8 protein-coding genes and 1 tRNA gene are annotated in these 13,602 nt (G+C 65.4%); 6 read left to right on the top strand and 3 right to left on the bottom strand.

What is annotated here, in order from left to right:
* Positions 1–154: 154 nt before the first annotated feature.
* Together dnaX and ACX9NZ_RS00445 are read right to left on the bottom strand one after the other, a co-directional pair.
* On the bottom strand, positions 155–2,770 hold the full coding sequence (dnaX, locus tag ACX9NZ_RS00450) for a DNA polymerase III subunit gamma/tau (protein WP_407496054.1): 2,616 nt from the start codon (positions 2,768–2,770) through the stop codon (positions 155–157).
* Between the two features lie 49 nt (positions 2,771–2,819).
* Positions 2,820–3,005 (bottom strand): hypothetical protein, encoded by a 186-nt coding sequence (locus ACX9NZ_RS00445; RefSeq protein WP_294160209.1) that lies wholly within the window; start codon positions 3,003–3,005, stop codon positions 2,820–2,822.
* A gap of 506 nt (positions 3,006–3,511) precedes the next feature.
* Between ACX9NZ_RS00445 and ACX9NZ_RS00440 the strand changes: the two genes are divergently transcribed.
* The 6 genes from ACX9NZ_RS00440 to pknB all read left to right on the top strand — a co-directional run bounded on the left by ACX9NZ_RS00440 (position 3,512) and on the right by pknB (position 13,324).
* Positions 3,512–5,422 carry a serine/threonine-protein kinase gene (locus tag ACX9NZ_RS00440; protein WP_407496052.1) on the top strand — a complete coding sequence of 637 codons (1,911 nt, stop codon included), beginning with the start codon at positions 3,512–3,514 and terminating at the stop codon, positions 5,420–5,422.
* Positions 5,419–6,423, top strand: coding sequence for an FhaA domain-containing protein (locus ACX9NZ_RS00435; RefSeq protein WP_118652836.1), 1,005 nt, complete (start codon positions 5,419–5,421; stop codon positions 6,421–6,423). The genes ACX9NZ_RS00440 and ACX9NZ_RS00435 overlap by 4 nt, the downstream gene beginning before the upstream one ends.
* 2 nt (positions 6,424–6,425) lie before the next feature.
* Positions 6,426–6,839, top strand: coding sequence for an FHA domain-containing protein (locus ACX9NZ_RS00430; protein WP_118652834.1), 414 nt, complete (start codon positions 6,426–6,428; stop codon positions 6,837–6,839).
* Positions 6,836–8,485: a Stp1/IreP family PP2C-type Ser/Thr phosphatase gene (locus ACX9NZ_RS00425; protein WP_330006155.1), complete on the top strand. Its 1,650-nt coding sequence runs from the start codon at positions 6,836–6,838 to the stop codon at positions 8,483–8,485. The genes ACX9NZ_RS00430 and ACX9NZ_RS00425 overlap by 4 nt, the downstream gene beginning before the upstream one ends.
* The gene (locus ACX9NZ_RS00420; protein ID WP_317440536.1) at positions 8,486–11,305 is read left to right on the top strand and encodes an FtsW/RodA/SpoVE family cell cycle protein; all 2,820 of its coding nucleotides are present in this window, start codon (positions 8,486–8,488) and stop codon (positions 11,303–11,305) included. It abuts the gene before it with no gap.
* Positions 11,306–11,380: 75 nt separating this feature from the next.
* Entirely contained in the window at positions 11,381–13,324 is a 1,944-nt protein-coding gene (gene pknB / locus ACX9NZ_RS00415) for a Stk1 family PASTA domain-containing Ser/Thr kinase (protein WP_407496049.1), read from the top strand.
* A 197-nt stretch (positions 13,325–13,521) separates the two neighbouring features.
* On the opposite strand, the gene ACX9NZ_RS00410 is transcribed toward pknB, so the two are convergent.
* Positions 13,522–13,597: transfer RNA gene (locus tag ACX9NZ_RS00410), tRNA-Arg, on the bottom strand.
* Positions 13,598–13,602: the final 5 nt, after the last annotated feature.

Below are 13,602 nucleotides of genomic sequence, written 5' to 3'. Positions count from 1 at the left end.
GCACTCTCGGCCTCTACCCCAGTCTCGGTCTCGGCCACAGCTGCACTCTCGAGGGTAACTTCGTCGATTTTTCCTAATGAAAGCAGGAGATTTTTCGACGAATCCACCCTCGCAGCATGAGTGCCTTAGCTGCAGGACAACCCCGGCGACCGAACTACTTGAAGACGACGTTGCCCCAGATGTTCTGGAGCACCTCTTTCGCGTCGACGGCATCGGCAGCGGGTGCAGAGGCGGCGTCGCCGGCGGCGGGAGCGGTAGCCGCGGGCGTCCGAGCTGCGGCGGGCCGCCCAGATGTCGCGGAGGCGGCGGGCTGCGCGGGTGCCGTGGGCTGCGCGGGTGCCGTGGGCTGCGCGGGTGCCGCGGGCTGCGCGGGAACGTCGAACGGCGGCAGCTCATCCTCATCGGCATACGAGGCTATCGTCGCGTCGTCGTACGGGACCTGCTCATCTTCCCACGCCCTACGGTCGGCCTCGATGTCGCGTTCGGGCAAGACGGTGGGACCACTCACCTGGTCGACCGTCTGCGCGGACTGAGCAGATGCCGGCTGCGCCGAGACATCGGTCCTGCCCTGAACAGGAGCCGACGCGGGCTGCGCGGCCGACACCGCCCGCGGGGCGGCGACAACGGGCGCCACCTGCTGGGCAGGCGCGGTCTGGCGGGCGGGGGCGGTGGAGGCGCTCTCCGCAGCGGGAGCCGAGGGGGCAGCAGGGGCCGGCGCCTGAGCCGGCGCGGCCTGGACGGTCGCCGTGCCCTGCGTCGCCGCCGGAGCGGATGCGGCCTTTGGCGCCGGCGCGTCTCCGGGGCCGCCCTCCATCACGTACGTCACCGAACGCTTGCCGAACACCTGGCAGATGATGGGCATGACCAGTTGCGCCGAATCGGGCCGGGTGATCATCTTGAGCGCAAAGGTTGAACCCTTGGGGAATTCAATCGTAAGCGTCTCGCCGTCATCGCTCACCGCGCGAGAGCTCTGCAGCAAGCCACCGCGAGAGGGCTGCTCTGCCGTGACGCGCTTGACCGCATCCGCCCAACGACGCTGCAGTTCGCCGGCGTCAGCGGCAGGGGGCGTGACGGCGCATGAAGCCATGTGGAGCTGGGACTCGGCGGAGACGGTCGCCTTCGCTGAGGGAGCACCAGTCGCCGACGCCGCGGACGAACTCACGCTCGCACCAGGCACCTGAGCCGTAACGGGTGCTGTGCGGTCTGAAGCCGAGCTGACAGTCGCACCGGGCTCGGGATTTGTCGAGCAGGTTGGGACGGGCGAGGCGGAGGGCTCAGCAGTGGCGGGACGCACCTGGGCAGACGCCGAATTCGCGGCGGGCATCGTGGCAGCAGCGGGAACCGCGGCAGCAGGCGCCGCAGCAGCAGGGGGCACCGGTGTCGCAGCGGGTGCCGCAGCCGATGCCATGACAGGATCGGGGGTCGGCCTCGAGGCAGCGGCTGGGGCGGCGGCTCCCTGGCCTCGCCCCATAGCCGCCGCTGGCATCGCTCCACGCGTGGGCGCAACGCCGCCCTTAGCTGGCGCCGCCTGCGCGGCAGGCCTTGTCCCCGTCATCGAGGCAAGCTGCTCTGCCCCCATCGGCGTACTCGGAACACCGGCGGCAATCTGGGCCTCCAATCGCGCGATGCGCTCGGCTAGGGCTTCCAGCGTCAAGTCGGACTCGGGACGAGCGAGCCTTGTGAGGGCTATCTCCAGGACCAAGCGCGGATCGGAGGCACTGCGCATCTCGAGGGCCGCATCGTCAAGAACGGTCAACGCGCGAGCAAGGCGATCGGCACTCCCAAACAGGCGGGCCTCCTCCACCAGCGCGGCGACCTCCTCCGGTGTCCCATCGAACAGCTCCGTCTTGGGGCCAGCGATCGCTGCGGTATAGACATCGCGCATGTGCGCCACCAGGTCGCGCGTGAGCTCCAGCAGGTCATTACCCTCGTCGACCTGGACACGAACCAGCCCGAACAGGCCGACGGTGTCGCGCACGGCCATCTTGCAGGCAAACTCGGCGAGGACCGTCGACGCGACTTCGCCCAGCAGGGCGCGGGCGTCGTCCGCACGTACCGAGCCATCGCCGAATACCGAGAGCTGCTCGAGCGTGGACAGAGCGTCGCGCATGCCTCCGCGTGCGTGCTTTGCCACAATATCGAGGGCCTCGTCGTCAAAGACAAAACCCTCCCGCTCGCAGATATACCGCAAACGTCCCACGATATCCTCGTTCGAGATACGGTGGAAATCAAAGCGCTGGCACCGCGAGAGAATGGTTTCCAAGATCTTTTGCGGATCGGTGGTGCATAGCACGAAGATCACGTGGCTCGGCGGCTCCTCGAGCGTCTTGAGCAGCGCGTTGAACGCCGCCGTCGTGAGCATGTGGACCTCGTCGATGATGTAGACCTTGTACGCGCCGCGCACAGGCGCAAAGCTCACCGAGTTGATGATCTCCTCACGCACGTTGTCGACGCCCGTGCGGCTCGCGGCGTCCAGCTCATACACATCGGGGTGGGTTCCCGCCGCAATGGCCTCACACTCGGGACACGTGCCATCCGGCATGCAGCCCGAGGCGCCCTGCGCACGGGCGGCGTCGGACTTCTCGCACAGTAGAGCCTTGGCGAGGATGCGCGCCATGGTGGTCTTGCCGGTGCCACGCGGCCCACAGAACAAGTACGCATGGGAAAGACGACCCTCGGCCACCGCGTGCTCAAGGGTGGAGACGATATGCTGCTGGCCAACCACGCTTTCAAACGTGAGTGGACGGTACTTCCTGTACAGCGACTCCATAAGGCGCCTCCTTTACGGCGTTTCGGGCACAGACACACAAGCGACGAGACTACAGCCCGTGTTCGACAAGACGGCGATCAATCTCCTTTAAGGTCGACCGAATCGCGAAGAGTTGTTTGTATGTGGCGGATTTTACCCTGTTCTCCGCGCGAAGCTTCTCCATATGACGAGCCGTCTCGTCCAGCTCACGTCGCACGTCCGCTGCGAACTGGTCAAATGCCGCTAACCGGTCCATGTTCTCCACGCAAGGCGCCCCCTTCTCGCCCCCTTTGTCTCCCGCGAGGCTGCGGGGCAGTCGCGGCGACGGCACGGGTGGGGCTCGACCCGCTGATGATGAATCGCTCCATCAATCATACCGTCTTGCGTCCGCGCGGGCGCCCAGGGGCGCAGCGGCGGCCCCGCCGAGGAGGCGCATGCCCGAAATCGGGCGATTTTGTAACGAGTTTGCCGCGGGGTCGAGTAGACGCCTGTTTCAGCTTCCTGCGAGCTGGGGTTTTGTTGTTCAAAACGCCCGTCTACTCGGGGCGTTCGGATTCTCGTTACAAAATCGCCCGATTCCGGGCAGTCCCGCATGGTGGAACGGATACGCCCGCCTGCGCGCGTGGTAAAATGCGCCCTACATCAACCGGCCACGGCCGTGAACGCAGCTCAAACGCACCAAGGATGGCCATGCCGCTATTCTCCTCACACAGATCGCCCCGATCCGGGGCAGGAACGCCCGCATCTCACGGGCCCACCGCGGTGCCCGGCGCCAAAGCGGGCTATCCCGCGAGCGACCACGCGGGCAATGGGTTTACACCCGGCGGGGCACCACTGTCGCAGCGCCACGGACTCGGCGGCGTGCACGTTGCCCCGCCACCCCCGGCGGGGTCCGCCGCATCCGCCCTGCTCAAGCGCTATCGCCCCCTGCAGACACGTGCGGCGGGCGGCTTTGGCAGTGTCGAGATCTGCCTCGACGGGCGCCTGCAGCGCCGCGTCGCCATTAAGCGCATGCCGCTCGCCTCCCCCTACAACCGCGTCTCCACCGAAACCACCGCGACCGCGCTGGCCGAGGCCCGTACTGCGAGCATGCTCCAGCACCCCAACATCGTGCAGGTCATCGATTTCACCTACGACAGCGCCTATGCCTACCTGGTCATGGAGTACGTCGACGGCATGAGCCTCGAGGAGTTCCTCGCGCAGGTCGACGGTCACTCACTCACGTACGATGAGGCGGCCTGCATTGCCGATGCCCTCGTCCAGGCGCTGTCCTTCGCGCACGAGAACGGCGTACTCCACCTCGACATCAAGCCGGCGAACGTGCTTATCGACCACAGCGGCCACGTCAAGCTGGCCGACTTTGGCATGGCAACACTCGCGAGCGCCGCGGGGTTCGGCGGAGCGCGCGGCGGCACCATTGGCTACATGCCCCCCGAGCAACTCAACGGCGAGGTCGTGGACGAGCGCAGCGACATATTCGCCCTCGCGTCCGTGCTCTACGAATCGCTCTGCGCCGCGACCCCGTTCCGGGCGGGCACGCCGGCGGACTCCCTCGCGAACATCGAAAAGGGCGTGATCTACCCCAGCAACCTGCTCCCCGACATCCCCGAATCCGCTGAGGACGCACTACTTTGCGCCCTCGCGCCCAACGCCTGCGACCGCATGACGGACGTGGGTGAGTTCGGTGACCTCTTTTTGGCCAACTTGGGGAACCCGCGCGAGGGACGTCGAAGTCTGGCGCGCATCATCGCCCGCCTGACCTCGGACGAAGAAGAGGAGCAAGGGGGCGAGACGCAAGAGGCGGCTCGCGCCTGGGAGCTCGATCCCGCAGAAGGATACCTGGGCAGCCGCACACCCCGCGCGCGGTTTTACGCGCTCGGGGCGATCAGCGGAGCCGCAGTCGCGGTAACGTCCTGGACGCTCCTGGGTGACTTGGGGATCGCCGACCCACTTGTACACGCGCTCACCGCAATGGGCATAGGCGCCGGCGCGGCGCTCGCCCCGCAGATGGGATCGGCTCTCACCGCGGGCGGCTGGCTCATGCTCATCCTAAACAACACGCCCCTGCTCTCGGTGCTGCCCGTCGCCATCCTTTCGTTTGCCCTGTTCAGCGCTTGGTGGCTCGTGTGGGGCCGTCTGCAGCCCGCCTCCTCCATGGCGTTCACCGTTGCCGCGGCATGCACGCTGACCTGCGGGAGCACCTTGTTCGCAGCGCCCGTCGTGGTTGCGCTCGCCGCGTTCTTCCTTGCGCCCGCCCACGCCGCCACATCCACCGCCTGTGGCCTTGCGTTCGCGCGCCTCCTTATCGCCGCGCACGTCGCTGGCGGTGCGCTGCCCCTCGACATGGCCGCACGAGCCCTGTTCTCCCTTGAGTTCCTCATCCCCGCCGCGGGCTTCTCGGCGGGGGCGGCGGGAGCGAGCTGGATGCTCGACCGCGCATGTCAGGCGCGACAAGACAGCCGCTCTACCAGCCTCACAACCATCCTGTACCTGCTGCTTCCCGTGGTTTCCGTTGTGTTGCGCTATCTTGCACAGCCTATGGAAATTGCCAGCGTGCCGCCCCTCGAGGTCGCCGAGGCTGTGGGACTTGGGTGCCTATCCTCTATAATCGTTTGGATATGCGTGTATTTGCTTGGATACAAACGAGAAACCCCGGAAGGTGATCGCTCGTGAACTTCCTGAATATCTTCGAGGACCGCGTTGCCGGCATTTTTGGCGCAGCGCAAGCTCCGTTCTCTTTTAAGAAGCTCGCCAAGCAGGCGGCTCGCGAGATGGAGGACCAGACGCTCGTGATCAACGGCGTGGACACCGCACCCGCGTTGTACACCGTCCTCATCTCCGCCGACGACGACCCGCTGCTCGCACCGTACTACGCGCAGCTCGCACGCGAGGTTTCCGAATTCGTGAAGGCGCAGGCCGAGAAGAAACGCTACCGCTTTTCGGGCTCCCCGCTCGTCCGCTTTATGATCGACCCGTCCCTCAAGGCGGGCAAGTTCTCCGTGTTCGCCGAAAACGTGGACGCCCCCACCCTCGCCCGCCTCTATGAAGAGGAGCGTGCGTTCCTCAACGGGGGGAAGCAGGGCGGCGCGAATGCGTTCGGATCCAGGACTCCGGCCCCATCCCCCGTTTCGCAACCCGCGCTGTCACCGCTCGCCGCCGACGCCGAGATGGGTGCTTCCGCGGCCGCCGGGATCGCGGGGCAACCCGACCCGTTCGCAGCCGACTCGCCTGTGCCCGACCCGCTCGCGGCCCCCATTCCCGTTCCCAAAACCATGACGCGCGAGCAGATCGCCGGCCTGGGCGGCGCTGCAGCCGCAACCGGTGCTGCCGGGGTTGCCGCAGCGGCAGCTGGGGCGCACATGGCGCCGTCCCGTCCTTCCGCGCCCGCCCGTCCGCTCGCCCAGCTCGTGGACGTGGTGACCGGCGACACGTACGAGATCACGAGCGCCCGAGCCACCGTGGGCCGCGAGCGCTCCGTTGCCGATGTGGTCCTGCGCGACCCCAACGTCAGCCGCAGCCACGCCCAGCTCGCCTTCACCGGAAGCGACTGGTCCATCGAGGACCTTGGCTCCACCAATGGCACGCTCGTCAACAACCGCCGTGTCTCGCGCTGCCCGCTGCGCACCGGCGACCTGCTGACCTTTGGCCTCAGCACCTTCGAGTTTAGGGGCTAGCCGTGATTGACATCTTCCTGTTCGCGGGGCGCATCGTCCTCATCGTGTTGCTCTACATCTTCCTGTTCGCCGTCATGAAGACCGGCGTGGGACTGGTGCGCGGCCAGCGTCGCGACTCCGCCATTTGGACCATCGACGTCGACAAGGGCCCGCGCGGCATCCGCGGCATCCACATGGACATCCTCGGCCCCGTCATCGTGGGCCGCTCCCCCAGCTCGGACATCTGCGTGAACGAGCCCTTTGTCTCGGCGAGCCATGCGCGTTTTTCGCTGCAGGGGCCCGCGCTCGTGATCGAGGACCTCAACTCGCTCAACGGCACGCTCGTGAATGGACGCGCGCTCAAGGAGCCCGCCACCCTGCGCGAGGGCGATGAGGTCCAAATCGGAGACGTGGTCATGAAGGTGAATCGCCGATGACCGACGAGCGGGACTACACTTCACGCGGGGTGGACGAAGTGTTTGACGAAGAGCTCCCCCGCGAGCCCTTGGGTGCTCACGCCGAGCCAGCCATGCCCGCTGCCGCTCCAGCCCCAGCTGCTCCGGCCGTCCCCGTGACCCCCGCTCCGGCCCCCGTCGCGACTCCCGCCCACGCCGCGCCCGGATCCTTCGAGTCCATCACGGAGCCCGAAGAAGAGCCCGAACCTGTCTACCCATTTGAACCGGCAACCGATACGGCCCCGGAGACACCCGCCCCCATCGAGGCGATCCCCGACCCCACCGCTCCCACCTCCCCCGAGGACACGGCAGAGATCGACATCACCGCCGTCGAGGCACAGCTGAACGACCCGGGCTCGACGCAGAGCTTCGAGCCCATCACCGATGATCTCGTGAACACTGACGAGACTTTTGACGCCGGGACCTCTTCTATGCTCATGTGGGGTGCCAGGTCCGATGTTGGATGCGTGCGCAATCACAACGAGGACTCTTACCTTGTGGCCTCGCCGCTCTTCTGCGTCTGCGACGGCATGGGTGGCCACGCCGCCGGCGAGGTGGCGAGCGCCATCGCCGTCGAGACCATTGCCAAAACCGGCCCCAAAACAGCCGACGCCGCCCAGCTCGGAGCCGCCATCGAAGCCGCCAACGCCGCCATCATCGAAGCCGCGGTGAACGGCATAGGTCGCCCGGGCATGGGCTGCACGGCAACCGCCGCGGTCATCGACGGCACCACGTTGGCCATCGCGCATGTGGGCGACTCCCGCGCCTACCTACTCCACGAGGGAACGCTCATCCGCGTCACGCGTGACCACTCATATGTCGAGGAGCTCGTGGACGCTGGCGAGATTACCGCCGACGAGGCTCGTGTGCACCCCAATCGCTCGGTCATCACCCGCGCACTCGGTAGCGATCCCGCCATGTACGCGGACCACTTCACCTTGAACGTCGAGGAGGGCGACCGGCTCATCCTGTGCTCGGACGGCCTTTCGAGCATGATTCCCGACGGCGAGATCGAACGTGTGGCGCAGCAGAGCTCCACCGCGCAGATCTGCACCGACAACCTCGTCGACGCCGCGCTCGCGGCCGGCGGCGGCGACAACGTGACCGTCGTCGTGGTGGACATCACCGACGACGGGCGTATTCGCGAGCTCGCCCGCAAGCACCGCCGCGTGATGACCCTCTCGCTCATCGGATTGCTGCTCGCAATCGTCATCATCGCCGGGGTCTCGTTTATCTCGATCACCAAATCGGTGTATCTGGGCGTCAAGGATGACGCAGTCGCCATTTACACCGGTGTCCCCGGCAAAATCTTGGGACTCAAGCTCCATTGGCTTGAGGACGAGACCTCAATTAAGCTGAGCGACCTGCCAGAAGACACGCAAAATCGCCTGCGCGAGGGCATTCCGCAAAAGAGCCTTGAGAACGCTGCGGACGCCGTGGACAACTACCGCGAGCAAATTGACGAGTCCAAGGCCAAGGCCCTCGCCGATGCGCGGGCAATCGGCCTTGACGCGCAATACGGTGCCGAAGGGGACGGCGCAAGCGGTCCCGCCGACGCCTTGGGGTCGAGCGACCCCGCCGATTCTGTAGCCCCCACTAGCACATCAACCGAGGGAGGTGCCGCGTAAATGAGTCGCCGCACGACCGAATTGCTCCTGCTCATAGCCGCCGCGTTCCCCGTGACGCTGCTCTACGCCCTCTATGTGGTCAACGCGGGCGCCGCGCTCTCGTTCCAAACGCTCGCCGTACCGCTCGGCCTCTTTGCCGCCTTTGCCGCCGCCCATATTGGCGTTCGATTCTTCGCCCCGGGCGCCGACCCCGCGCTGTTACCCATCGTGTTCGCACTCTCGGGCATTGGCATCACGTTCGTCACCAGGCTCGAGCCCAGCGCGGCCATGGGTCAGATCGTCTTCCTGTTCGTGGGTGTCGCGCTCATGGTGGGCACACTCGCGCTCGTCAAGAACCTCGAGGTCGTCAGCCGCTACAAATACGCACTCGGTGCCATCGGCATTGTGCTGCTCGTATTGCCCATGCTCATTGGTACCGAAATCTACGGCTCCAAACTGTGGATAAAGATTGGCAGCTTCCAGTTCCAGCCCGGTGAGTTCGCCAAGGTGTTCATCGTCCTGTTCCTAGCGGGCTACCTCGCAGAGAACCGCGAGCTGCTCTCCATCTCCAACCGCACCGTACTCGGCATCAAGCTCCCGCGGATTCGCTTGCTGTACCCCCTGTTCATCGTGTGGGGCATTTGCCTTCTGGTGGTGGCATTCGAACGCGACCTGGGCAGCGCGCTGCTGTTTTACACGGTCTTCCTCATCATGCTCTACGTTGCCACGGGGCGCGTCTCCTACGTGCTCATAGGCCTCGTGCTCTTGGCCGTGGGCGCGTTCGGTATGTACCACATCATGAGCCATGTGCAGGTGCGCGTAGCCATATGGCTCGACCCGTTCAAAGACGCCCAGAACATGGGCTTCCAAATTGTGCAGGCGCTCTACTCGCTCGCCGATGGAGGCCTGTTCGGTGTGGGAATCGGCAAAGGCCTGGGCGGCGACACCATTCCCGTCGTGGCATCCGATATGATCTTCGCCGCCATCGGCGAGGAGATGGGCCTGCTCGGCGGCGTCGCGGTGCTCCTGCTGTTCATGCTCTTCGCCGTGCGCGGCCTCACTACCGCGGCGCGCGCCAAATCCGACCTTGCCGCGTTCTCCGCCGCCGGCCTCACCGCGGCCGTCTCGTTCCAAGCCTTCACCATCGTGGGCGGCGTGACCAAGCTCATCCCGCTCACGGGCGTCACCCTGCCCTTCATGAGCCAGGGCGGCTCCTCGCTGCTCGCGAGCTTTGTGATTGTGGCGCTCCTGCTGCGCGCAGGCGACGAGGCGACAGGGCGTTCCACCGAGATTGCCAACACGAGCACCGACCTGGCAACCGCCGGCTATCGCGTGACTGCGCGTGGATCCCACGTGCGTCGCCCGGGCCTCGATACGCCCGAGAGCGGCCTGTTGGGCCGCGTGGCCCTTGCCAACCGCCTCACCCGCACAGTACTGCTGTTCACCGCCCTGTTTGCCGTGCTCATTGGCAACATCACCTATATCCAGGTGTTCAAGGCGTCTGAGTATCAGAACATGCCCAGCAACAACCACACCATCACCAAGGCGCGCTACATCAAGCGCGGCTCCATCATTACCTCCGACGGGCTCACGCTTGCCGAATCCATCCAGCAGGAAGATGGCACGTACGTGCGCTCCTACCCCAACGGCAACCTTGCCGCCCATGCCGTGGGCTATTACTCGCAGCAGTACGGCAGCTCGGGCGTCGAGGCTTCGCAAGACGAGACGCTCACCGGCTCCAAGGATTACTCGAGCTGGCAAAACGCCCTCAACTCCCTCGCCGGCATTACGCAGCCCGGCAACTCCGTGCAGCTCACGATACACTCGCGTATCCAGGTCGCCGCGGAGCAGGCACTCGCCGGGCGCAAGGGAGCCATCGTCGTGCTCGACCCCCGCACGGGCGCCGTCTTGGCCTGGGCGAGCGCCCCGGCGTACAACAATACGGATATCCAGGCGGCCATCGAGTCCGCCAACGCCAGCGGCGGTGCCGATACCTCCATGTTCGACCGCGCTACGCAGGCTCTCTACACCCCTGGCTCCACGTTCAAGGCGGTCACGCTGGCGGCGGCGCTCGAGAACGGCGTCGCAACGCTCCAGTCCACCTACAACAGCCCCGGGCGCCTCGAAATCGGTGGTGCAGACGTTGTGAGCGTGAATGAAGTCGGGTACGGAAACATCACGCTCGACCGAGCCTTCGCCGTCTCGTCCAACACGGTCTTTGGCCAGGTTGCCGAGCAGGTAGGGGCAGATCGACTCGTGGCCACCGCAGCGGCATTTGGGTACGGCCAGAGCCTGGGTATCGACTTCTCCACCGTCGCCTCCGTCATGCCCGATCCCTCGGAGATGACCGAATGGGAGCTCGCATGGGCAGGCGCCGGCCAGCCGGTTGGCCAGGGACACACGCCCGGCCCGCAAACCACGGTCATGCAGAATGCCGTCATCGCCGCCGCGATCGCCAACGACGGCATCGCCATGAACCCCTATGTGGTCGGCCAAGTGCTCGCATCCGACGGAACGGTCATCAAGACCACGCGGACGCGCTCGCTCGGCCAGGCCGTGAGTAGCGACACCGCTGCCAAGATCAGGCAGGCCATGCTCGATGTCGTCCAAAACGGCAGTGGATCTGCGGCCAGCATCGCCGGCGTCAAGGTCGCCGGTAAGACCGGTACGGCGGAGACCAACAGCAGCACCCCCAACTCGACGTTCATCGGGTTCGCGCCATACGACACGCCCACGCTCGCAATCTCGCTCGTCCTAGAGGAGACCACCGAGAACGAGGCGACCGCCGCAGCCGTTGCGGGACAAGTCCTGCGCGCGGCACTCGCGGCCCAGAGCTCGTAACGTATTCGCCCACCCACGGGCCCAAGTGAGGTAACGATTTCCGCTTTGCGGATAGGATGATGAGGAGTTTGACAGATGGCAGAGGTACAGCGCGTCCTCGGAGGCAGATACCTGCTCAAGGACAAAGTAGGCAACGGAGGCATGGCAAGCGTCTATCGCGCACAAGACCAGGTGCTCGACCGCACGGTGGCAGTCAAGATCATGCTGCCCCAATACGCTGGCGATGCCACGTTCGCGGCGCGCTTCAAGCAGGAGGCTCAGGCTGCGGCCGGACTGCAGAGCCCCTATATCGTGGGCGTATACGACTGGGGCAAGGACGGCGACACGTACTACATCGTCATGGAGTACCTACGCGGCACCGATCTCAAGAGCGGCGTGCGCAGCCATGGCGCCCTTGACCCCAAGAAGGTCGCCCAAATTGGCTCCCAAATCTGCGGGGCACTCTCCGTCGCCCATAAGCACGAGATAATCCACCGCGACATCAAGCCGCAGAATATCATGGTGCTGCCCGACGGCAACATCAAGGTGATGGACTTTGGCATCGCCCGCGCCAAGAACAGCCACCTCACCCAGGACAACAACGTGCTGGGCACGGCCCACTACGTCTCGCCCGAGCAGACGCGCGGCCAGGAGCTCGGCCCCACGAGCGACATCTACTCCCTCGGCGTGGTGATGTACGAGTGCGCTACCGGCCGCGTTCCCTTTGACGGCGACGACGCCATCTCCGTTGCGCTCAAGCAGGTCAACGAGCTTCCGGTCCCCCCTTCGCAGATCAACCCCGGCGTAGACCCGGCACTTGAGCGCATCATCCTCAAGTGCATAGAAAAAGATCCTGCCGCCCGCTTCCAAACGGCAGACGAGCTCCGCGAGGTCCTCAACGCCTACGCCGCCGGTCGTGCCGTCGACGTGGCCGAGCCCACGCGTGTCATCGCGGGCGCCGTTCCCATGAACGGCATGGGTGCCACCGAGACGCGCGTGATGAACGATGCCACGCAGGCAATGGTTCGCCCTGCTGGTGGTGCCTCCGGCACGACCGTTGCCGGTCCCCGCGTCCCCAGCCAGAACTCCGCTGGGCACAGCCCCTCCTACGAGGAGCCCAAGAGCAACAAGGGCAAGATCGCCGCGATCGTGGTCGGCGCCATCGCCGTCATCGGCATCGCCGTATTCCTCGCCTCCAGCCTGTTCGGCGGCGGCAAGATGGTCACCGTTCCCAACGTGATCAACTACACCAAGGAAGATGCGGAATCGACGCTCGAGAAGGCTGGTTTTAAGGTCGAGTACGGCAATCCGGTGACTGACGAGGAGATCGAAGAGGACCACGTGGTCGACCAGACGCCCGACGGCAACCGCGAGGCCAAGGAGGGCTCTACGGTCAAACTGACGCTCTCCAAGGGCCCCGAGCCCGTCACGCAGGTTGAGGTTCCCAACCTTACCGACATGACGCGCGAGAAGGCCGAGTCGGCGCTCAAGGCGCTCAACCTCAAATGCCAGGTACACGAGGAGGCCAACGACGCCGACAAGGGCAAGGTCTTCAAGCAGGGCACGAACACCGGCGAGATGGTCGACGAGGGCTCCACGATCGAGATCTGGGTCTCCACCGGTCCCGACACCGTTGAGGTCCCGAGCATCACCGGCTACAACGAGTACGACGCCAAGGCAGCGCTCGATGAGGCGGGGCTGAGCTACAACTTCACCTCCGAGTACAGCGACTCCGTGAGCAAGGGGCTTGTGGTTAGCTTCAACCCCGGTGGCAACGTTGCCCCCGGCACCACCATCACGGTCGTTCTCTCCAAGGGCCCCCAGCCCGCCGAGAAGGTCAACGCCCCCTACTATGTGGGCGAGTACGCCTCAACTGCCATCAAGGACCTTAAGGCTCTTGGCTTTGTGGTGACCGTGAACGGCCCGCAAGACGGCGTGGTGACCGCCCAGTCCGCCTCCGGCTCGCTCGATAAGGGCTCCAGTATCACGCTGACCACCCAAGCTCAGCAGTCCGGCGGCGATACCGGGTCTGAAGATTAACGCACGCCACGCGAACGGAAAACGCGCTTGGGGATTGAACCCCAAGCGCGTTTTTTTATCTCGACCAGTGCTGTGGGCTTTGGAACGGGCCTCCCGTTTCGAGCCCCACTCCCCACGCTTGCTCAGCGTGATCAGGTATTCCGTATGGGAAAAAATCAGGCCAGAGGAGATACGTCCTCTGGCCTGCTATTTCTCAATGGTGCCCCCGATACGATTCGAACGTACGACACCCGCTTTAGGAGAGCGGTGCTCTATCCCCTGAGCTACGGAGGCATTGC

The sequence above is a fragment of the Collinsella sp. BM28 genome (assembly GCF_054551995.1).
Note: the sequence above shows the minus strand (reverse complement) of the source record. Positions and strands in the feature narration are given on the sequence as shown.

Excerpts from the sequence above, each read along its gene's own strand:
- dnaX (WP_407496054.1), bottom strand. The coding sequence starts at position 2,770 with ATGGAGTCGCTGTACAGGAAGTACCGTCCACTCACGTTTGAAAGCGTG.
- ACX9NZ_RS00445 (WP_294160209.1), bottom strand. The coding sequence starts at position 3,005 with ATGGACCGGTTAGCGGCATTTGACCAGTTCGCAGCGGACGTGCGACGT.
- ACX9NZ_RS00425 (WP_330006155.1), top strand. The coding sequence starts at position 6,836 with ATGACCGACGAGCGGGACTACACTTCACGCGGGGTGGACGAAGTGTTT.
- ACX9NZ_RS00420 (WP_317440536.1), top strand. The coding sequence starts at position 8,486 with ATGAGTCGCCGCACGACCGAATTGCTCCTGCTCATAGCCGCCGCGTTC.
- pknB (WP_407496049.1), top strand. The coding sequence starts at position 11,381 with ATGGCAGAGGTACAGCGCGTCCTCGGAGGCAGATACCTGCTCAAGGAC.